This is a genomic window from Shinella oryzae (assembly GCF_023038235.1).
Lineage (GTDB): Bacteria > Pseudomonadota > Alphaproteobacteria > Rhizobiales > Rhizobiaceae > Shinella > Shinella sumterensis.
The window spans coordinates 209666-229664 of the sequence record NZ_CP081988.1; the positions used below are offsets into that span (position 1 = coordinate 209666).

Genomic DNA, 19999 nt, shown 5'->3' on the forward strand with positions numbered 1-19999 from the left:
GGTTCGCCCGGGCAGAGGAGACGTTATGGACAATAAGGCAGATCTCGGCGCGCTGTTTGGCGCTGCGGCTGAAACGAAGACATTCCTGGGGCTGGAAGCCTGCGCCGATTTTGAGACGATGGCCGCGCCGGTAGCCATCCTCGGCGCGCCCTGCGCGACGCCCTATGCCGCCGTCGGCGCCTATTGCCGCAACGGGCCGGACGCCCTGCGCCGGGCGACCGGTTCGTTGACCGCCAACGTGGATCGGCACGATTTCGATCACGGCGGCCCCGTCTTCCCAAGCGCCAAGCTACGGCCGGTCGATTGCGGCAATCTCACCTTCGATGAGGCGGACAGCGCGGCAAACCGGCAGAAGATCGCCGACGCGGTTTCGACCTTCCTGAAACGCGGGGCGGTGCCGGTGCTTCTCGGCGGCGACGATTCCATCCCGATCCCGATGATTGAGGCAATCGGTGCGCAGGCGAATGGCGCGAAATTCACCATCCTGCAGATCGATGCACATATCGACTGGCGTGAGGTCCATATGGGTGAGCGGCTCGGCCTTTCCTCGACGATGCGCCGCGCGTCCGAAATGCCGCATATCGAGCGCATCATTCAGGTCGGCGCTCGTGGCATCGGCTCGGCCGCGACCAGTGATTACGAGGACGCGGTGGCATGGGGTGCAGAGTTTTTCCCGGCCTATGACGTGCACAAGAACGGCGTCGAAGCGGTGCTCGAGCGTATTCCCAACGGCAGCAACATCATTATCTGCATCGATGCGGATGCGCTCGACCCGGCCCTTATCCCGGGCGTCATCGGTCGGGCACCGGGTGGCCTCAGCTATTATCAGACCGTCGATCTCATTAAGGGCGCGGCGGCGCGGGGCCGGATCGCGGCAATGGATTTTGTCGAGTTCATGCCCGAGCGTGACGTCGATGGCATCGGCGCGTTGACCTTCGCACGGCTGATCACGACGGCTCTGGGCGTGCTTGTGCGCCAGGCCGACTGAGTTCAAACGCCTAACAAGCGAAAGGCCCGCGAGAGGCGGGCCTTTCCGTTCTTGCGATCAGTGCCGCGGCGTCAGATGGATGCCCGCCAACGTGCAGCGAACGGAGCCGCCCGCCCGCTCGATAGTCGGGATATCGAGCGCGACAAGACGGGCACTTTCCTCGATGGCCGCGCGCTGGTCAGCGTCGAGCGCATCGAGTGCTGTCGAGGAGAGGGCGAGGATGCGGCCTTCGGTTCCCTGCAACTCCAGCGCATTGCCCGCGAAGCGACCGATCTGCTCTTCGCTCAAATCGACGATCCGGCGACCGAAGCGTGCGAGGCGCCCCACAACCTCTTCGCGGCGTCGTCTATCGCTGATCATCCCGGTTCCGATTGCAGCGAAATCCGTGCCGATGCACATCAGCACATTGGTATGATAGATCGGCATACCCTTGCTGTCGCAGGCCTCGAAGGCCATGGGCTCGAAGTTGAAGTGGGTCGAGAACCGCTCCAGCGCGATCGGATTGGTTCGGTCCGAGCGAACGGCATAGGCGACGCGGTCGATGTGATCGAGCACCATGGCGCCGGTGCCCTCGAGGAACAGGGCGTCCGGCTCAAGTCCGGAATAATCTATGACATCCTGAACCCGGTAGTCCGTTTTCAACATCTCGATAATATCGGATCGCCGCTCTCGACGCCGGCTTTCAGCCTTCATCGGATAGATCGCGACATGACCGCCCGCATGGGTGGAGAACCAATTGTTCGGAAAGACGGAATCCGGAGTTGACGTACCTTCGTCCTCGAAGAGATGGACCTTGACCCCATGGCTTTCCAGGGTCGCCGCAGCGGTGGTGATCTCGGCATAAGCTCTCAAGGCCAGATCTTCACCGTGATCGGAGATAGTCTGGAAGCTGTTGTCTGCCGCCGTTTCGGTGTTGACGGTGAAATGGTGGGGACGAACCATGACGACGGCTGCGGGGGCTTGAATGGAATGGCGCATGCTGGAGCTCACTTCGCGCGCTGGAGCATACCGAACAGGTCCCGCGGATCGTCCGGATCCGCGATGATGTCGAGATCCTGTGAGAACCCGGTGCCGCTGAGTTTCTGGTGGACGTAGCGCAGTGCTGAAAAATCCTCGACGGCGAAGCCGACGCTGTCGAAGAGTGTGATCTGGTTCTGACCACGCCGGCCCGCCATCGCGCCGGAGACAACCTGCCATAGCTCGGTTACCGGGTAGTCTTCGGCCATCTGCTGTATCTCACCTTCGATGCGTGTCTGCGGCGAATATTCCACGAAGGTGTCGGCTCGCAGAAGGATATCTTTATGCAGCTCCGTCTTGCCCGGGCAGTCACCGCCGATCGCGTTGATATGTACCCCTGCGCCGACCATGTTATCGGTCAGGATCGTGGCGTACTGCTTGTCAGCGGTACAGGTGGTGATGATGCCCGCGCCTTCAATTGCGGCCTGCGCGGTGTTGCAGGTAATAAGCTCCAATCCGCTTCCCGTCAGATTGCGGCGTGTTTTCTCGGTGGCCTGCGGATCAATGTCATACAGACGAACGACCTTGATGCCGAGCAAGGCCTTCATCGCGAGGGCCTGGAATTCGGCCTGAGCGCCGTTGCCGATCATTGCCATGGTCGTCACGCCCTTCGGCGCCAAGTGACGTGCAGCCATGGCAGACGTCGCAGCGGTGCGAAGCGCCGTCAGGAGTGTCATTTCGGTCAGCAGGAGCGGATAACCGGTGGCGACCTGTGCGAGCAGTCCAAAGGCCGTGACCGTCTGGAGGCCTTGCGCCATGTTCTTGGGGTGTCCGTTCACATACTTGAACGCATAGATCTCGCCATCCGATGTCGGCATCAACTCGATGACACCGTCATTGGAATGCGAGGCAATCCGGGGCGTTTTGTCGAAAACGTCCCAGCGCCGAAAGTCCGCTTCAATGGCACCGGCGAGTTCGACGAGCATCGTCTCGATGCCGATGTGGTGGACAAGTCGCATCATGGTTTCGACGCTGACAAAGGGCACGAATGCCTTGGCGGATGGTTGCGGTGCGGACATGGGCTACCCTCTCACTTGTGATCGAACATCAGGATAGCTGTCAAACCTGCTGGCGAAAATTGCAGAATAGTGTCAATTTACGTAAAGCTTTGTGCGAAATAGCCACGGGAATTGTTAAAAAGGTCAATCACCACGTGAACATCGCAAAATACATCCCCGACGATCTCGACCGTCGCCTCATCGCGCATTTGCGCGCTGACGGGCGCGCGTCCCTTGCAAAGCTTGCAGACGCGCTGAGCGTCGCGCGCGGCACGGTTCAGAACCGCCTCGATCGCTTGATGGAAACGGGAACGCTGCTCGGCTTCACTGTCCGCGTCCGCGAGGACTATGACGAGCAGACTGTGCACGCGGTCATGATGATCGAGGTGGTTGGGAAATCAACCACTCAAGTCATCCGCAAGATGCGGGGCTTGCCCGAAGTGTATTCCCTGCACACGACAAACGGCAATTGGGACCTCATCGCCAACATCCGTGCCGCAAGCCTTTCGGATTTCGATCGCGTTCTGCGTGAGGTCCGCATGATCGATGGTGTCGCCAACAGCGAGACGAGCCTGCTCTTAAGCAGTGTGTGAGCGCGCTTTCCTCGATTGACACGTGGGGAGGTTCACCTACGCGCGGCATGCGCTTTGGCGGAATGCGCTTTCAGCGAAGATTAAGGAAGCTATTTCTGAATCCATCTCATATGGAGTGCCGGCTTGTGTCCATTGACCCAGGATATCGCGCGCACCATGTAGTTGGCATGCCAAAACACGAAAAGAACACCGTCGAATTGATCAGAACATGGACTTTGCCGGTTGCGGTGACGATGGGTTCATCCGTTCGCGCGAAAGGTATCCTACAGGAGATTCAGGCGCGGCTACCGGCCATCTCCAAAAAAGCGATCTCGCTCGACGGAAGCGATCTTATTCTGGCAATGCGAGCCGAAGAAAAGGCTGTTTTCAACGCTGCGGTCTTGGTCATCTCCAAGGCGCTGGATGATGCCCCGCTTCTGCCCGTCATCCCGCGTGAGATTGAAGACATCCTTGGCATGAAGACCAGCGAGCGGCATCGCTGGCTCGCGGACGGCCGTCTTCGCAGCGCGGGGACGAGAACCGTCAGGCTGGCGGGGCGAGCCCGGCAAATTACCTTCCACGTTTTTGAGCCGAAGGTCGTGGATGAGCTCCTCAATCGTGGCGCGGTCGATGAGTGGCGGGTCGAGGATGCCGAAGCAAAAGCCGAGAAAAGACTGCAAGCCTCCTATCAGGCGAAGCTGACGCGGCTGTCCAAGAAGAACAAACGGTCGAAGAAGGAGGATAAGAGCGCCGACGATCCCGGTCCACCCCTTCGAGGCTGGGAGGACTTCGACCTCGACGGCCTGCTTCGGTAGTTCGTCGACTGCGCATCCCCGTAATTGCCCTCCGGTCGTGCGATCCGCGCCGTTTCAATTCGGCTCAGAGAGCAGTCGAATGACCTCATTGGGCAGCGCCTTCTCGACATAGTCGATCAGAACTGACTTGGCCTGCGCCAAGGACAGATCGATGTCCGCATGCCCCCGACGCAGCCACAGCCCGTCGATCATCGCAGCAAAGCCAAGGTTGAAGTGATCGATCTTGTCTTGCTCGAGATAGGGTCTGAGGATGCTGGACACATTTGACCGAAGGCGGCGGTAATAGGGTCGTAGCAGGCGGGCGTAACGTTCGTTATGCGAGGCTTCGGCATAAAGCGAGACCCAGGCGCTCGCCGCCTGCTTGTCGAAGCGTTGCGCCGGGAAGTTTCCATCGATGAGCGCCATCAGCCTCTCCCAGCCTGAATGCGCACGACGGAGGTTCAGGACGATTTCGTTGGCCAGGACGCGGTTGTTCATCCGCACCATCTCAAAGAGGACCTCTTCCTTATCCTTGAAATAGTAGGTGAGGATGCCTTGGGAGAGGCCTGCTTCTGAACAGATTTTCGTGCTCGTCAATCCGCGCAATCCTTCCTTCAGGAAGATGCGGTGCGCCGCGTCGATCAACTCTACGCGTCTGATGTCCTCGATGCGGGTACGTGGTCTCTTGGGCTTCTGCTGCATGGATTTTCCGTAGCAGATCAATTTTTTGTACGCTTTAACAAAATTTTGCTTGCCTTAAAAATATCCGTTCCTATCCTCGTGGAAAACCAAAAGGGGAACGCTGATGAACAGGAAAGTTTTCGCGATGATCGTCGCCGCGGGCGTGGCGTGTCCAATGCAGACCCAGATGGCGTTTGCCGGTGAGGCCGAGGCATGCAAAGCGGTGCGTCTCTCAGACCTTGGCTGGACGGACATCGCCTTGACCAACACCACCGCCGAACTCATTCTGGGCGCCTTAGGATATGAGCCCAGCCAGACGCTTCTCGCCCTCAATATCACGTTCGATTCCCTGCGGAGCGGTGATATCGATGTGTTCTTGGGCAACTGGAGGCCGGTGCAGGACATCGACTACAAGCCCTATTTCGACGATGGCTCGGTCATTCCCGTCGTGACAAACCTGACGGGAGCGAAATACACCCTGGCAGTGCCCAGATATGTCCACGACGCAGGTTTGAAGTCGTTCGACGATTTGCAGCGATTTGCAGACCGGCTTGATCACAAGATTTACGGCATCGAGCCCGGATCCAACAAACCGCTGCTCGACATGGTCGAAAAGAAGGCCCACGGACTGGATGGTACTTGGGAGGTTGTTGAGTCCAGCGAAGCGGCAATGCTGACACAAGTGCAGCGCGCCGTCGAAACGAACGCGTGGATCGTCTTCCTCGGCTGGCAGCCGCATCCGATGAATGTCACCATGGACATGGCCTATCTGGCAGGCGGGGACGCGGAATTCGGACCCGATTTCGGCGGTGCCACGGTGCGCACGATCGTCCGAAAGGGCTATCCCGAACAGTGCCCCAACGTGACGAAGCTCTTCAGCAACCTCGTCTTCGACATAGATTACGAGAACGCCGGCATGAGCATGATCATGACAGACGGACTGGAAGCGCGCGACGCCGCGATCAAGATGCTGAAGGCCAACCCGCAGAAGCTCGATGCCTGGCTCAAGGATGTGCAGACGTTAGACGGCAAGCCGGGCTTGGCCGCGGTCAAGGCGGAGCTCGATATCCAGTGACGACAATGGCGACGATGTCGATGCGTGCCGCCGTGTTGGCTGGACATGGGAAGCCATTGCAGGTCAAACTTGTACCGCGGCCCGGTGCGGGACGCGGCCAGCTGCTCGTCCGATTGCAGGCATGCGGCATCTGCCATTCGGATGTCCATATCTGGAAAGGCGACGTACGGCCACCTCAAGCGCCGGAGCCGTTTATCCTCGGTCACGAGGGTGTCGGTGTCGTCACGGCGATCGGCGAAGGTGTGCAGGGCTGGACAGTCGGCGAAACGATCGGGGTTCCCTGGCTGCACGACACCTGTCTGCGATGCGATGAATGTAGCGATGGCTACGAGGCCTTCTGCCAGCACCAGCGAGCTCATGGATTGAACGTGCCCGGCGGCTTTGCGGAATATGTCGCCGTCGATGCTGCCTTCGCCGTTCGGCTACCGTCTGATGTCGACCCCTTGGCGACGGCACCGGTCATGTGTGCCGGTGTCACCGCCTACGGTGCCATTCGCAGGGCGGGTGTGACGGCCGGTGAACGATTGGCCGTGTTCGGCTGTGGCGGACTTGGCCTCTACGCGGTGCAGATCGCAGCCCGCATGGGCGTTCACGTCGTGGCCGTCGATCGCGATCCGGCGAAGCTGGAACATGCCCGGCGTTACGGTGCAGCCGAAACGGAAGTCGCAGGGGAGGGGCTTGAACAACGCCTGGCGGAAAATCCCGGCTTCCAAGCGGCAATCAATTTCGCGCCGACAACCGCGACCTGGTCGGCGATCGTCGGATCGATCCGGCCGAGGGGCCGCATCGTCGCGGCGGCACTGGTCTCCGATCCCGTCCCGCTCGTGCAGGAATGGCTGACTGCAACCGGCGTTACGATCACCGGGACCAGTGTCGGCACACGACAGGAGATGCGCGAGGTCGTCGCCATGCACGCCAAACAGCCGCTTCTCAATCCGATTGAGGAGATTGACCTATCCCGTGCCACCGACGCCCTCGTCGCGCTGGAAGCGGGTAAAGCACCCGGCCGCTTCGTCATACGATTTAAAGCCGGATGAGACGTCCGAAGCCGGGCCGGGCATCTCGGTAGCGCAGAGAATGTACTTACTCTTTTCCGCCCCACCCCGCTCCGGCACAAGTTCCAGCTTCCGTTTGCCGTAGCGAGAGAGGCCGCCGCCGGAAGGCGACGGAGGGGTTGCGGCCTTCAGCCTGAGCGCGATCAGGCGCTACGCGCCTGCTGCGGATGTTTCCCTTCCTCGAATTCTTCGACGATCTTGGCGCAAAAAGCCGGCAGGTCCTTTGGATTGCGGCTCGTGACCAATCCTTTGTCGACGACCACTTCCTTATCGACCCAGTTGCCGCCGGCATTAATGATGTCCGTTTTCACGGTCGGATAAGAAGTTACTGTGCGGCCTTTCAGAACGTCCGCTTCGACGAGAAGCCAAGGGCCATGACAGATCACACCGACCGGCTTTGCCTGTTCGAAGAAGGAACGAACGAAAGACACTGTCGTCGCATCGGCACGCAACTTATCGGCGCCAACGGAGCCGCCGGGGATGACGAGCCCATCGAAGTCGTCCGCGGAAACGTCCTTCACGGTCTTGTCGACTTGGTAGCTGCCGCCGGGATCAAGGTCATTGTTGTTTGTCTTCGCTTCGCCCGCTTCCAGCCCGAGGACCATCACCTCGGCCCCGGCCGCTTCGACGGCGTCCTTCGGCTGCTTGAACTCGGGCTCTTCGGTGCCTCGGGGTGCGATCAGAATCGCGATCTTCTTGCCTGCTAAGGTCATCAATTTCTCCATCGGTAATGTTGGGTCGCAACAAGAGCGTCGCGCTGAGCCAAACGATGGATAGACCCCGAAGTTCCCCATCAGGGGAACTCCGTCCTCATCGCCGCGATGTGCAACTCCGAGCGTGTCGATGAGGTTGACGGTGCGTGGGAAACAAAGAAGTCGCACACGGGAATTCAGCCCAAGCACTTTCGCCTGGGCTGAACAGGTGGGTGAACTCAGAACTTCACCGTGAAGTTGCTGCGAACCCAGATATCCGGATCCGCACCCTTCGTGGTCCCGTTGACCATGATGGAGGCGGTTCCGCCGCCGACGTCGAATTCAGCGCCGATGCCGCCGCGAACCCAGAAGTTCTTTCTGTCGGCGCCGTTAAGATCGAAATCGATACCGGCGACAGTGGCCTGCGTTCCCGCGGCGCGACCGCCGAACTGATAGTCGGCCTCTGCCTTGGCCAGCAGCCTGACGGTGCCCGTCAGCGGGTGCACGAAATCGACGCCGAGGCGCGCGATGGTCGCATGATCCTTGGCTGCGCCATAGCTGACCGGGAATGCACCGCCTTCTTCCGTGTAGGCATCGACCTTGGTGCTGGTGTAGGAAAGAGCCGTATACGGCGTGATTGCTGTGTTATTGATGGTTACAGCATCAAGCCAGTCGGCGCGGATTTTCGCACCCCAGGTCGTCGCATCGGTGTCGCCATCGGAAAAGTCCAGGGTTGCGCCGTTAGCGTATCCGCGATGCGTGTCGATGCTGCTTCTTCCCCAATATCCGCCGACAGTGACGAAGACATTGCTTCCGACGTCCACCGACACTTCCGGCGAGACGTAGAAGCCACGCTGCTTGATGTCGCCGCCGGCATCAAGATCCTGCTTGTTATAGACGCCGCCGAGCGAGAGACGGGCCGTGGCGGAGCCACCGAGTCCATAGCCCAGGCCAAACTCGCCAAGCCCCAGACCGCCATCGGCGCTCTCAGTATTGTCGTAGCCGCCGTCTACAGTGCCCCAGGCCGATACCTGGCCAGCCGACAGCAGGTTGCGCATCGGAGCGCCTTGCGCGCCGAACATGACCGTATCGGCGTGGGAGATACCGTTCTGGACGACGACATCACCCACAGCTGCCACCGTTGGAAGGAACTTTGCCGTATCGATGATACCGACCTGTTCGCCTTCGACCCTGGCAATGTAAGTCGTGTAATCGCTGGTGCTCCCGACAATCACATTGCCATCGTCGGAAACGAGTTCCGCGGTCGCGGTCTTGAGGTCTCCGACTGTTCCACCGTTTGCGGCGAGCCATTGCTCGACGGTCTGCATACCTGTGGCGTCCGTATAACGGAAGCCGCGGGTCGTGTTGGACCCATCTCTCGATTGTCCAACGATGACGGTTCCATCTGCATTGATGTCGTACGCCATGGACTCTGATCCACCAAGTGTGCCGAGGTTTGTGAGTCCAGTATCCCCGGCCGTGTACTTGAATGCTTGGGAATGGCCGGTGGCGTCATTGCCATAACCCGTGACCACGCCACCGTCCCGGCTCATCGCTGCGGCGGACAGGTAGCCACCGCCCCCGAGATTTCCCGCGTCGATCATCCCGGCTGACGTCCAGTAGAACAGCGATGTACTATTTCCCGTGTTCCCGGTACCCGCTACGGCCGAGCCGTTATAGCTTACGAGATTTGCGGTGGAAGAGTCGAAGATGGTGTCGATGTCGACAGTGCCGCCATTCGCGGTCCAGACGAATGCGTGAGAGTTGACTCCGGCCACGCGCTCCGAGTTGCCGATCACGGTCGATCCATCACCGCTAATGCCTTGCGAATACGTTCGTGCTCCCCCAAGACCATCGATTAATCGTGCGCCATTCGCTTTGGTCCAATAGAACGCTTCCGTTGAATTAAAGAAATCGGCATTCCCAGTTGCGGCAGTGCCGTTTGCGTTGATGGCTATGCCGAAGGATGATCGCGCGCCAGCCACATTGATGTCGGTAAATACACCGCCGGTCCAGACAAATGCCGTATCCCAGTTGCCAGTGGAACGAACTCCGATGACAGTTTTCCCGTCGTTGCTGAGAGCGTTGGCATGCAGCCAAGACTGCGCGTCCAAGCGGGTCTGGACACCCGTCAGCGTGTTCGTCAGGGCATAGTATGCGCTGGAGGATGAGTTCTGATCATAGACCCGCTCCAGCAGAATGAGCCCATCGCCGCTCAGGCCGACCAGGCCTGAAGACGCAGCATTCGCCTGCGACGCTGCTGCAAAGGCAAGTACGGCAAGGGCCGAACTTGAAAGAAGGTTACGACATTTCGAAGAGGAAAGCATGCTTGAAAACACCCGCCTGGATTTTCAGTTCTTGTTCAGACCGAAAATTAGGCGGGCGTTCCATGCCGGGATAGGACGCAATTGAAACGGATTGGAACGGGTTGGAACGAACAGCGTGCTGTCTCTGCATCAGTCGCTGTCAATCGCAGGCCTGCATTAGCAAGTCGTCACACAGGAAGACAAATTCGTGCGATCGTGCCGCCGTCCAGGGCATTGGAAATCTCGAATCGGCCATGATGCGCAGCAACGATTCGCGCCACCAGCGAGAGGCCGGTCCCGGTTCCCTCCAGATGCGATGCATTCGATCCTCGCCCTCCGAGTGTCACGACGTGATCCAGCTCATCCTTCGGGATGCCGATTCCATAATCACGGATTTCGATGACGACGAGACCTTGATCAGCGGTGAGCGAGATCGTGACCCGGGGAGTGTCGGCCGGTGAAAATTTAATACTGTTCTCAAGCAGATTGACGAGTGCCAGCGACAACATCTCGCAATCGGCCGAAATTTCGGTGTCGAGCAAGTCGCCATCATGGCGATCGATGAGAGCTGTAGGGAAAAGATCCTTGATGCGCGCCTCAGCGTGGTCGATGACGGTGCCCAGTGGCAATCGCGCCACGGTGGGTTCAAATGAACTCCCTTGGAGGATGCTGCGGGCACGATTTATTTCGATCACTTCAACAAGGCGACGGATGGCCTGCTGGGCTCTGTCCAGGCGTTCACGATTGGCGGCATCATCCTGCGGCAAGGTGAACCGCACACTCTCGAGGTTCGACCGCACCACCGCGAGCGGTGTTCGATACTGGTGCGAGATGACATCCATGAACCGAACTTGCATTTTCTGCGCCTCCAGTTCCGCTTGGAGTGCCGCTTCTGCCGTGCGCTTCGCCTCTTCCAGTTCCAATGTTCGCTCGGCAACACGTCGCTTGGCCAGGGCTTCGGCGGCAGACGCGGCTTCTATCGCTTTTCTATCGGCCTGCCTGCTCGTCTCTTCGGCCATGCGAAGGCGAATGGCCAGCGAGCCCGTAATCAGAATGAAATAAATCATGCTCGTCGCCCCGTAGGACTTCGAGACCCAGTTTGGCAGCGGCAGCACGCCGTAGCGCTGGCTGTTCGTGAGGAGGATACCCGCCCAGAGCAAAGCGAAGGCAGCAAGCTTCAGTGCGGCCTCGGCGTGGCGCAGGCGCCAAAAATCGATCATCGTCACGCCTAGTGCCGTTGTGGTGACGAAGAGGATCAAAGGTCCTGAAACCGGCGTGAACCAGCGGTTATGTCCCGTGAGGACAAGGGCAACCCCGACGAGACCGGCGACCGCACCAAGCTGATAAAGGCGCGCTAGCCTTGGATATCGCTCCCGGAGCTCGAGGATTTTGGCGATGCACAAGGTGCCGGTCGCGAGACCGAGCCAGTTGGACGAGCCGACGAAGAGGTCGTTGCCCGCTCCTCCCGACGGAAAGAGCAGCAATCTCGAAAGGCCGAGGCCGCCAAAGTATGCCAAGGCTGTAAATGCGATGTGGAGCGCGAGCAGGCCGTAAAGCGATCTGCGGTCGAGAAAGAAGAAGACCAGCTGCACAGCGATCAGGATCAGCATGCCCCCGATCCAGAGGCCGACGACGAGGTTCGCATTCAGGATCCGCTTGCCGTAGCCCTCCGGCGCGTAAATGGTTGCGGAAAGATTGAGGCTGGAATCGATATTTGCCGCGCGGATATAGACGACGAGTTTCCCGCGTGCGGGTAGTTGCAGTCTGAGGACGTTGTCCAGGCCATTGAAGCTCGATTTGAGAAGAGGTGCATAAGCACCCATCTCGAATTTCATGAAATCCTTCGGCGTCAGTCCTGGTTTGTCGACGGCCACGAACACATCGATGAAGTTTGTCATGTTCGGCAGCAGGGACAAAAGGATTGCCTGTTCCCGTTGTTCGACGGCGTTTGGGCTGCGCTCAATCGCAAATCGTAGCCATCCCGAGGCCTTTACAAATCCGAGATTGAGTCCGTGCCCACTGATCGGGTGAAACTTCTCCTCCTGATGATGAAACATCTCCTCGAAACTGATATCGTAAGCTTCGCGCGTGCTTGCATCGACATAGCCTTCAAGGGACAGGTTGCCCCGGAACTCATTGGGAATCTGCAGCGCCCTGATCGAGGCGGTCTTGCCCTCGTCGGCAATCGACGGCAGTGCGAGAAGAACGAAAAGGCCGAACCCTATAAGGGTCGATATGATGAGTTGCGAGACGTAGCGCCATCTCCGGCAATTCCAGGGAGCCGTAGTGAGGGGGCGCAGCGCCCTTGTTTTGAGACCGATTGATAGCATGAGCATGATAGCCAGATTCAACAGCATGACGGATAAGCCAATCAGGACCATCTTCCTGGAGGATGATCAGGTTTTACGAAAAAGTCTGGCTGACTTTCTCAGCTTGAACTCTATCTCGGTGGTCGATGTCGCATCTGTCTCGGCGTTTCGCAAGGCGATCGTGGTTGGAGACTTTGATGTCGCGCTGATTGACCTTGGCTTGCCCGACGGCAGTGGCTTCGATGTCGCCAGGGAACTGCGAGGCACCGGCATCGGCCTGATCATCATCACGGCGAGAAGCGGGCTCGCCGATCGTCTTCAGGGCTACCAGGATGGCGCCGACCTCTATTTTACCAAACCGGTCGACGGGACTGAACTCGTTCTCGCCATCAGAAATCTTGCGCGACGTCTTCGTCGAGCCGAGAACGATGCAGAGCCCCGTCCGACGACCCATGCCAAATGGACGTTTGATCGCACCGGTCAACGCCTTATTGCTCCAACAGGTTTGTCGATCAAGCTTTCGGGGAGGGAGGCAGCATTCGTCGAGCAGCTTTCCAAGGCGGGCGGGGAAACGGTCTCGCGCGAAGAGCTGACATTGGCACTCGGCTACCGTGACATCGACAGTGAAAGCCGTCGCGTCGATGCTGTGCTCCGCCGGTTACGGCAAAAGGCGAGGGCGCTCGACATGGAGCTTCCCGTCCACGCGGTTCACTCTCTAGGCTTCCGATTTTCTGCCAAGCTGTCGACCATCAAGTAGGATAGATCGCAACAGCACCTTCTCCCGCAGCGAGGCATGCGGTCGGGGAGGCGGCGCGCCGAAGCGCGCCACCGTTGGGGTCAGACAACCTTGAAGATCACCTCGTCGACGCCGTCCACATGGGCGACCATCTCATCGCCCCTGACGATCGCGCCGACGCCGGCGGGCGTACCCGCGAAGATCAGGTCACCCGGCTTCAGCGTGAAGAGGCGCGAGAGGTAAGAGATCATTTCCGGCACCTTCCAGATCATCTGGTTGAGATCGCCTGTTTGGCGGACTGTCCCGTTGACTTTTGCCCAGATCGCGCCTTCGGTCGGATGGCCGACTTCCGAGACCGGATGCAGCGGGCCGCATGGGGCGGACGCCTCGAAGGCCTTGCCAGTTTCCCACGGCCTGCCGGCCTTCTTCGCCTCTGCCTGCAGGTCGCGTCGCGTCATGTCGAGGCCGACGGCATAACCGTAAACGCAGTCGAGCGCCTTATCGAGTGGAATATTGTCGCCGCCGTCCTTGAGCGCCACGACGAGCTCGACTTCGTGATGGACGTCGTTGGACTCGCCCGGATAGGGGAAATCAGTGCCCGCCGGAACGATCGTGTCGGGATTCTTCTGGAAGAAGAAGGGCGGCTCCTTGTTTGGGTCATGGCCCATTTCGATGGCATGATCGGCGAAGTTGCGCCCGACGCAATAGATGCGGTGCACCGGAAAGAGCGCCTTGGTACCGGCCACGGCAAGGGTGGGGATGGCGGCCGGTTCGATGACATAGGTTGTCTGGTTGATGGAGGTCATGTCGTTCATTATCGCGCTCCTGCGTAATATTCGATACGTTTTTCAAAATGTTCCACGGCCGCGGACAGTAGCATGGCTGCCGCGAAGAGGAGGATTGTCAGAGCCCAGAACCGTTCCATGTCGAAGGAGCGGGAATAGAGCTCGAAGAGTTCGCCATATCCGATGATCGAGACGAGGATCTGCCCGATCACGACCCCTTTGACGCCGCGGATCAGGCCGATGCGGATGCCGGCGAGGATCTCCGGCAAGGCGGAGAAGAGGATGATCTTTGTGAAGATCGTCAGCCGCGACGCGCCGTAGCTTCGGCCCATCTCGATCAGAGATGTCGGGACCTGCATGACGCCGGCGCGCGCGTCGAGCACGATGATCCAGACGGCGAAGAGGAAGACGGTGACCACGACAGTCGTTTCGCCCAGACCGAACAGGATCATCAGCACCGGGACGAGGGCTGATAGTGGTGCGCTGACGAACATGTTCACCCAGAGGCCGAAGATGTTGTCGACGATCTTGAATCGGCCCATGGCGATGCCGAGCGGCACGCCGATCCCGATTGCCATGGCCATGCCCGTGACGAACGAACGCAGTGTAACGAGGGTCGCGCTCTGCCAGGAATTCGTAGCGATAAGGTCGAAGCCGGCAGAAACGATTGCGCTCATCGGCGGAACGAGAAAGATAACGTCCATCCTGCCGACGATTTCCCAGACGAGCGCCCAGACAAGGAGGGCCGTCATCATGGGGATTTTGATGCCGAAGAGTTTCATGGCGCGTCACTCCGCATATTGCCGCAGGCCCTGCCAGATCTCCTCCACCACGTCGAGATAGCCCTTGTCGCGGCGGATGACATCCGGAGCGGCGGAGCGGTCGATCGAAGGTTCGATGATCTGAGAGACCCGGCCGGGGCGCGGGGAGAGCAGCACGATGCGATCGGAGACATAGACGGCCTCCTCGATGGAGTGGGTGACGAAGAGAAAGGTCTTGCGCTCCTTCTCCACCAGCATCAGCAGGTCTTCCTGGAACTTGCGTCGGTTCTGCTCGTCTACCGCCGAGAAGGGTTCATCGAGAAGCAGCACATCCGCATTGACCGCGAAGGCGCGGGCGATGCCGACGCGCTGGCGCATGCCGCCGGAAAGTTCGTGTGGGTATTTCTCCTCGAAGCCGGACAGTCCGACCTCGGCGATATAGTGTCGGGCCGTTCGGTTGCGCTCCGCCAGGCCGATACCCTTCAATTCGAGGCCGAAAGCCACATTGCGCAGCACGGTGGCCCAGGGCATCAGGGCAAAATCCTGGAAGACGAACGCGCGTTCAGGTCCAGGGCCGGTCACCACCTTGCCATTGACCCGGATCTCGCCGGACGTGGCAGGCACGAGTCCAGCAATGATCTTCAGCAACGTCGTCTTGCCGCAGCCGGAGGGGCCGAGCAGCGTCGTCAGCTTGCCACGCTCGAATTCGAGGTTGATGCCGCGCAGCGCCTCGATATCGCCGTAGCGCTTGCCGATGTCACGCACCTCGACGATGGCATCGGATGTCGTGATAGCTGCAGGATTGGCCACGCGGGCACTTATGGATGTGGCCATGTCACTTTCTCCTCTTTTCGGGCCGCAGGAAGCGCACCTCGACATATTGCAGCCCGGCGAGCGTCAGCGTCGAAACGGCGATGATGGAGGCGACAGCCGCGTACATGTGCGCGTAGTTGGCAATCGAACGGTGATAGGTAATGAGATCGCCGATGCCGGTCGGCGTGATCAGCAGTTCGGCCAGCATGACGCCGATGAAACCGGCGGCGATGCCGAGACGAAGCCCCGCAAAGAGAACGGGCGTCGCATCCGGAATGATGATCTTAAAGATCTGCTGCAGCCGGCTGCCCTGGAAGGAGCGGCACATGTCAACGAGCGACGGGTTCACGTGCCGGACCGCCTTGTAGGAATTGAGCACGATGACCGGCAGGGCCAGCATGATGACGGCGAGCGTCTTGGCAACGAGGCCGATGCCATAGATGAAGGTGACAAGCGGCACCAATGCCGCCATGGGGGCTGCCTGGAGCACGATGAAGACCGGCGCCAGAAGCCATTCCGCCTTGTCCGAAAGCCCCATCACGATGCCGAGGCCGATGCCTAGCACGGCGGAAACGGCAACGCCGATGACGAGCGGCTGGAACGTGATGGCATAGGCGGGCAGCAGCGTGCCGTCGAACGCCATCTCGAGAAGGGCGGAGACGGTTTCGAGGAAGGTCGGGAAGGCGAAGCTGATCGGCACGCGACCGGCGATTTCCCAGACGGTAAAAAGGGTCGCGAGCGACACCAGCACCCAGAAGGATTTCCGGCGTGTGGCGAAGTCGGCGATCATGTCGGTGAGGGTGGAGGAGCCATCCGTGGCCCCTCCCGTCGCGCCGACCTTTTGCGGTGTAGCGGCCATGTGCATCACTTGGTTCCGATTTTTGCGAGAACGGCGTTGAGCGCGTCGAGGTCCCAGAAGTCCTCGACCTTGAGATCCGTTGCCTTGCCTTCCAGCGCGCCCGAGACGGTATAGAACTCGAAGTCGTCCTTTGCCGCGTCCTCGCCGCCACCGTTGAGCGGCAGCGTCGCCGCAGCCTCGGTGAAGTAGGGTTCGATATCGGCGATCATGTCCGGTGTCGCGTCCGGCAGGAGCTTGTACTTGTCGCGGAACGCGATCGCCGCCTTCGGGTCCGCCGCGACCTCGCGCCAGGTGGTGAGGATCGCTTCAACGAGAATTTCCACGTCCTTCTCGTTCTTCGAAAGATAGTCCGTATTGGCAAAGAGCGCTTCGTCCGTCGCGCTTACCTCTCCGAGTGGCAGGAACGCGAACTTGCCGGGCGCCTCCTTCTCCAGCACGCGCTTGCCGGAGCTGTCGACGATCGTCGCCTTGACATTGCCCTGCAGGAGCGCGCCGGTGCGCACTTCCGCGCCGGGAACGTAGGAGATGTTGGAATAGGCGATGCCGTTCTTGTCGGCCATCAGGCGCATGATCGCTTCAGTGCCGGAGCCACGCGAATGCACGGCGACTTCCTGTCCGTCGAGGTCCTTCCACTCCTTGTAGAACGCCGTGTTGACGACGGGGTAGAACTGGAGCTTCGAGAGCTGCAGGAAGATGCGGATCGGCGCCTTCACCTTCTGAAGCAATGCGTAGGGGCCACCGATGCCGATATCGGCCTGGCCGCTGACGACCGCCTGGGCGGCGATGTCCTCGCTCTTGAGATAAGTTACGTCGATCTCGACGCCTTTTTCCTTGGCGCGCTCAATCGCGGCTAGGAGATGAAGCGATTCCACCGTCGCGATATCGCCAAAGGCGATCCGCATGGGATCGGCGAATGCAACACCGGGCACCATGGCTGAAAGGCAGAGCGCGGCCGCAACGGCCGACGCCCTCATTCGTCTGGCAAACATGTTCATTGTTATCCTCCCAAACTGGGTTTTCCTCCACCCAATATGTAACCAATTCTCCATTAATCCGGCATTGTGTCAATCTACTAAACGTGCTGCAGCGCCGAAACGCACGTGCGGACTTCAACGTTATCATATATAAATAACTGATATAATTGAAAAATATATCCGCTTTACTAAGCACCCTTGAAGCGTTGACACTGCCCAATCGATCCCATATAAGCGAACCAATGCAGAATTGGTTCGGGCAGCGCAATGATTGAAAACACCGACACGGCCGTGCTTTCCCGCCTCCGGGACTTCCTCGCGACGGCGCAACTCCCTGACGGGGGGCGGTTGCCGCCGGAGCGCGATCTTGCTGAGTTACTTGACGTCGGTCGCAGTGCGCTGCGCAAGGCGCTGGCGACCTTGCAGGCGGAGGGTGTGGTGTGGCGGCATGTGGGGAAGGGGACGTTTACCGGTGAGCGGCCGATCGACACGGTCGCCGACATTAACGCCATGGTGCACCGGACCAATCCGCTGGAGGTCATGGGAGCGCGCATTGCCTTCGAGCCGGAGGTTGCGCGGTGTGCAGCGCTCAACGCGACGCCGAGCCAGATTGCGGAATTGCGGAGCGCCATGCTCAAGGCGCAGCAGGCGCCGACGTGGCGGCTCTACGAGCAATGGGACAATCGCCTGCACCGGCTGATCGGCGAAGCCTCGCAGAATTCGCTGCTGCTTGGCTTGCTCGACACGCTGAACGCGGTGCGTCGTGCCGTCACGTGGGGGCGGCTGCGCGACACGCCCGTCCGCCCGCCGCCGGACCACCACTCGTTCGAGGAGCACGCCCGCATCGTTGACGCGATCGCCAACCGGGACGGAAGTGCTGCGGCTGACGCCATGCGCCGCCACCTGCGCAGCGTAGAGGGACATATGCGGGACGTCCGCTGATATCGGTACAAAGAAAAGTCGGCATAATGCCGTCGGGGGAGTAGACGTATGACGAAAATCAAGGTCGCCAATCCCGTCGTCGAACTCGATGGCGACGAGATGACGCGTATCATCTGGCAGTTCATCAAGGACAAGCTGATCCATCCCTACCTGGACATCGACCTTGAATACTACGATCTCGGCATGGAAAACCGCGACGCCACCGACGACCAGGTGACGATCGATGCCGCAAACGCCATCAAGAAGCACGGCGTCGGCGTCAAGTGCGCCACCATCACGCCGGACGAGGCCCGCGTCGAGGAATTCAAGCTGAAGAAGATGTGGAAGTCGCCGAACGGCACGATCCGCAACATCCTCGGCGGCGTCATCTTCCGCGAGCCGATCATCGCCAAGAATGTCCCGCGTCTCGTTCCCGGCTGGACCAAGCCGATCATCGTCGGCCGCCACGCCTTCGGCGACCAGTACCGCGCCACGGACTTCAAATTCCCGGGCAAGGGCAAGCTGACGATGAAGTTCGTCGGCGAAGACGGTAAGGAAATCGAATACGACGTGTTCGATGCACCGTCGGCCGGTGTCGCCATGGGCATGTACAACCTTGACGATTCGATCACCGAATTCGCCCGCGCGTCGTTCAACTACGGCCTGCAGCGCAAGGTCCCGGTCTATCTGTCGACCAAGAACACCATCCTCAAGGTCTATGACGGCCGCTTCAAGGATATCTTCCAGCAGGTCTTCGACGCCGAATTCGCCGAGAAGTTCAAGGAAGCCAAGATCTGGTACGAGCACCGCCTGATCGACGACATGGTCGCTTCGGCGCTGAAGTGGTCCGGCGGTTACGTCTGGGCGTGCAAGAACTACGACGGCGACGTGCAGTCCGACATTGTGGCGCAGGGCTTCGGCTCGCTCGGCCTGATGACCTCCGTCCTGATGACGCCCGATGGCAAGACGGTGGAAGCCGAAGCCGCGCACGGCACGGTGACCCGTCACTACCGCCAGCACCAGAAGGGCGAGGAAACCTCGACCAACTCGATCGCCTCGATCTTCGCCTGGACGCGTGGCCTTGCCCACCGCGCCAAGCTGGACGGCAATGCGGAACTGGCGAAGTTCTCCGAAACGCTGGAAAAGGTCTGCGTCGAGACCGTCGAATCCGGCTTCATGACCAAGGATCTCGCGCTCCTCATCGGTCCCGACCAGCCCTGGCTCTCCACCACCGGCTTCCTCGACAAGATCGACGAGAACCTCCGCAAGGACATGGCGGCCTGAAGCGGCCGACACAGGGCGTTCGTTCAATCCCAGATGGGAGCAGGTGCGTCCCCAAGGAGAAGGCGAAAAACGACCCTACCGAACGGGAACATCATGCAATGGCACAGTTTGAGCGCACATGGCGGCACTCCTACCTCCGCCGTATCCCGGCTCCAATGACCGCGATGGTCACGTGTTGACGGAGATCAAAGAAGGGAAGATGAGGCCATCGGCGCGGTCCCTATAAGCTGACATTCTAGGGCTATTCCGGGCGGGAGCCTGCGAGCTGTGTAAGGGGAAGTCCGTGTCGTCATCATTGACACGATGATCGCGTAATGCACTTCTCGATCTCGCTTATTGTAGCTTCTCGTAAACTGCGTTCGCAGGGTTGTCACTTAGG

At 59.8% G+C, this 19999-nt stretch carries 19 protein-coding genes; 8 read left to right on the forward strand and 11 right to left on the reverse strand.

The genetic code is table 11. The features are described from left to right. Positions 1-25: 25 nt before the first annotated feature. Positions 26-988, forward strand: coding sequence for an arginase family protein (locus tag K6301_RS17225; RefSeq protein ID WP_247221753.1), 963 nt, complete (start codon positions 26-28; stop codon positions 986-988). A 57-nt stretch (positions 989-1045) separates the two neighbouring features. On the opposite strand, the gene ctlX is transcribed toward K6301_RS17225, so the two are convergent. Beyond that, entirely contained in the window at positions 1046-1966 is a 921-nt protein-coding gene (ctlX, locus tag K6301_RS17230) for a citrulline utilization hydrolase CtlX (protein WP_247221754.1), read from the reverse strand. Between the two features lie 8 nt (positions 1967-1974). Further along, positions 1975-3024, reverse strand: a complete 1050-nt coding sequence (locus K6301_RS17235) for an ornithine cyclodeaminase (protein WP_247221755.1) — start codon at positions 3022-3024, stop codon at positions 1975-1977. A gap of 134 nt (positions 3025-3158) precedes the next feature. Between K6301_RS17235 and K6301_RS17240 the strand changes: the two genes are divergently transcribed. Beyond that, positions 3159-3596, forward strand: a complete 438-nt coding sequence (locus K6301_RS17240; protein WP_134651613.1) for an Lrp/AsnC family transcriptional regulator — start codon at positions 3159-3161, stop codon at positions 3594-3596. A 167-nt stretch (positions 3597-3763) separates the two neighbouring features. Then, entirely contained in the window at positions 3764-4390 is a 627-nt protein-coding gene (locus K6301_RS17245) for a hypothetical protein (RefSeq protein WP_247221756.1), read from the forward strand. A 54-nt stretch (positions 4391-4444) separates the two neighbouring features. Here the strand turns inward: K6301_RS17245 and betI are convergent, their stop codons facing one another. Beyond that, complete coding sequence (gene betI / locus K6301_RS17250) at positions 4445-5071, reverse strand: transcriptional regulator BetI (RefSeq protein WP_247221757.1); 627 nt, start codon at positions 5069-5071, stop codon at positions 4445-4447. A gap of 103 nt (positions 5072-5174) precedes the next feature. On the opposite strand from betI, the gene choX reads away from it, so the two are divergent. Together choX and K6301_RS17260 are read left to right on the forward strand one after the other, a co-directional pair. Continuing rightward, on the forward strand, positions 5175-6125 hold the full coding sequence (gene choX / locus K6301_RS17255) for a choline ABC transporter substrate-binding protein (protein WP_343298955.1): 951 nt from the start codon (positions 5175-5177) through the stop codon (positions 6123-6125). 5 nt (positions 6126-6130) lie between these two features. Further along, a complete protein-coding gene (locus K6301_RS17260) occupies positions 6131-7162 on the forward strand; it encodes an alcohol dehydrogenase catalytic domain-containing protein (protein WP_247221758.1) in 1032 nt (343 codons plus the stop codon). A gap of 161 nt (positions 7163-7323) precedes the next feature. Here K6301_RS17260 and K6301_RS17265 read toward each other — a convergent pair whose 3' ends face one another. The 3 genes from K6301_RS17265 to K6301_RS17275 all read right to left on the reverse strand — a co-directional run bounded on the left by K6301_RS17265 (position 7324) and on the right by K6301_RS17275 (position 12535). After that, complete coding sequence (locus K6301_RS17265) at positions 7324-7893, reverse strand: type 1 glutamine amidotransferase domain-containing protein (RefSeq protein ID WP_247221760.1); 570 nt, start codon at positions 7891-7893, stop codon at positions 7324-7326. Positions 7894-8111: 218 nt separating this feature from the next. After that, complete coding sequence (locus tag K6301_RS17270; RefSeq protein WP_247221761.1) at positions 8112-10199, reverse strand: autotransporter domain-containing protein; 2088 nt, start codon at positions 10197-10199, stop codon at positions 8112-8114. A gap of 167 nt (positions 10200-10366) precedes the next feature. Next, complete coding sequence (locus tag K6301_RS17275; protein WP_247221762.1) at positions 10367-12535, reverse strand: sensor histidine kinase; 2169 nt, start codon at positions 12533-12535, stop codon at positions 10367-10369. On the opposite strand from K6301_RS17275, the gene K6301_RS17280 reads away from it, so the two are divergent. After that, positions 12507-13244: a response regulator transcription factor gene (locus K6301_RS17280; protein WP_247221763.1), complete on the forward strand. Its 738-nt coding sequence runs from the start codon at positions 12507-12509 to the stop codon at positions 13242-13244. The two genes, K6301_RS17275 and K6301_RS17280, sit on opposite strands and share 29 nt — an antisense overlap. Before the next feature lie 80 nt (positions 13245-13324). On the opposite strand, the gene K6301_RS17285 is transcribed toward K6301_RS17280, so the two are convergent. The 5 genes from K6301_RS17285 to K6301_RS17305 are packed head-to-tail and all read right to left on the reverse strand — an operon-like array spanning position 13325 to position 17436. Continuing rightward, on the reverse strand, positions 13325-14038 hold the full coding sequence (locus K6301_RS17285) for a fumarylacetoacetate hydrolase family protein (protein ID WP_247221764.1): 714 nt from the start codon (positions 14036-14038) through the stop codon (positions 13325-13327). Then, entirely contained in the window at positions 14038-14790 is a 753-nt protein-coding gene (locus tag K6301_RS17290; protein ID WP_247221765.1) for an ABC transporter permease, read from the reverse strand. Before K6301_RS17290 ends, K6301_RS17285 begins: the two co-directional genes overlap by 1 nt. 6 nt (positions 14791-14796) lie before the next feature. Continuing rightward, positions 14797-15603: an ABC transporter ATP-binding protein gene (locus tag K6301_RS17295; RefSeq protein WP_247221767.1), complete on the reverse strand. Its 807-nt coding sequence runs from the start codon at positions 15601-15603 to the stop codon at positions 14797-14799. 1 nt (position 15604) lies between these two features. Continuing rightward, positions 15605-16447: an ABC transporter permease gene (locus K6301_RS17300; RefSeq protein ID WP_247221768.1), complete on the reverse strand. Its 843-nt coding sequence runs from the start codon at positions 16445-16447 to the stop codon at positions 15605-15607. Further along, entirely contained in the window at positions 16447-17436 is a 990-nt protein-coding gene (locus K6301_RS17305; RefSeq protein WP_247221769.1) for an ABC transporter substrate-binding protein, read from the reverse strand. The genes K6301_RS17300 and K6301_RS17305 overlap by 1 nt, the downstream gene beginning before the upstream one ends. 246 nt (positions 17437-17682) lie before the next feature. Between K6301_RS17305 and K6301_RS17310 the strand changes: the two genes are divergently transcribed. Beyond that, a complete protein-coding gene (locus K6301_RS17310) occupies positions 17683-18357 on the forward strand; it encodes a FadR/GntR family transcriptional regulator (RefSeq protein WP_247221770.1) in 675 nt (224 codons plus the stop codon). Between the two features lie 48 nt (positions 18358-18405). Further along, complete coding sequence (locus tag K6301_RS17315) at positions 18406-19620, forward strand: NADP-dependent isocitrate dehydrogenase (protein WP_247221771.1); 1215 nt, start codon at positions 18406-18408, stop codon at positions 19618-19620. The last annotated feature ends 379 nt before the right edge of the window (positions 19621-19999 follow it).

Bases quoted from the DNA above. Each gene is read 5' to 3' on its own strand.
- K6301_RS17225 (WP_247221753.1), top strand. From the start codon at position 26: ATGGACAATAAGGCAGATCTCGGCGCGCTGTTTGGCGCTGCGGCTGAA.
- ctlX (WP_247221754.1), bottom strand. From the start codon at position 1,966: ATGCGCCATTCCATTCAAGCCCCCGCAGCCGTCGTCATGGTTCGTCCC.
- K6301_RS17235 (WP_247221755.1), bottom strand. From the start codon at position 3,024: ATGTCCGCACCGCAACCATCCGCCAAGGCATTCGTGCCCTTTGTCAGC.
- K6301_RS17245 (WP_247221756.1), top strand. From the start codon at position 3,764: ATGCCAAAACACGAAAAGAACACCGTCGAATTGATCAGAACATGGACT.
- betI (WP_247221757.1), bottom strand. From the start codon at position 5,071: ATGCAGCAGAAGCCCAAGAGACCACGTACCCGCATCGAGGACATCAGA.
- choX (WP_343298955.1), top strand. From the start codon at position 5,175: ATGAACAGGAAAGTTTTCGCGATGATCGTCGCCGCGGGCGTGGCGTGT.
- K6301_RS17260 (WP_247221758.1), top strand. From the start codon at position 6,131: ATGGCGACGATGTCGATGCGTGCCGCCGTGTTGGCTGGACATGGGAAG.
- K6301_RS17265 (WP_247221760.1), bottom strand. From the start codon at position 7,893: ATGACCTTAGCAGGCAAGAAGATCGCGATTCTGATCGCACCCCGAGGC.
- K6301_RS17270 (WP_247221761.1), bottom strand. From the start codon at position 10,199: ATGCTTTCCTCTTCGAAATGTCGTAACCTTCTTTCAAGTTCGGCCCTT.
- K6301_RS17280 (WP_247221763.1), top strand. From the start codon at position 12,507: ATGAGCATGATAGCCAGATTCAACAGCATGACGGATAAGCCAATCAGG.
- K6301_RS17275 (WP_247221762.1), bottom strand. From the start codon at position 12,535: ATGCTGTTGAATCTGGCTATCATGCTCATGCTATCAATCGGTCTCAAA.
- K6301_RS17285 (WP_247221764.1), bottom strand. From the start codon at position 14,038: ATGAACGACATGACCTCCATCAACCAGACAACCTATGTCATCGAACCG.
- K6301_RS17290 (WP_247221765.1), bottom strand. From the start codon at position 14,790: ATGAAACTCTTCGGCATCAAAATCCCCATGATGACGGCCCTCCTTGTC.
- K6301_RS17295 (WP_247221767.1), bottom strand. From the start codon at position 15,603: ATGGCCACATCCATAAGTGCCCGCGTGGCCAATCCTGCAGCTATCACG.
- K6301_RS17300 (WP_247221768.1), bottom strand. From the start codon at position 16,447: ATGCACATGGCCGCTACACCGCAAAAGGTCGGCGCGACGGGAGGGGCC.
- K6301_RS17305 (WP_247221769.1), bottom strand. From the start codon at position 17,436: ATGAACATGTTTGCCAGACGAATGAGGGCGTCGGCCGTTGCGGCCGCG.
- K6301_RS17310 (WP_247221770.1), top strand. From the start codon at position 17,683: ATGATTGAAAACACCGACACGGCCGTGCTTTCCCGCCTCCGGGACTTC.
- K6301_RS17315 (WP_247221771.1), top strand. From the start codon at position 18,406: ATGACGAAAATCAAGGTCGCCAATCCCGTCGTCGAACTCGATGGCGAC.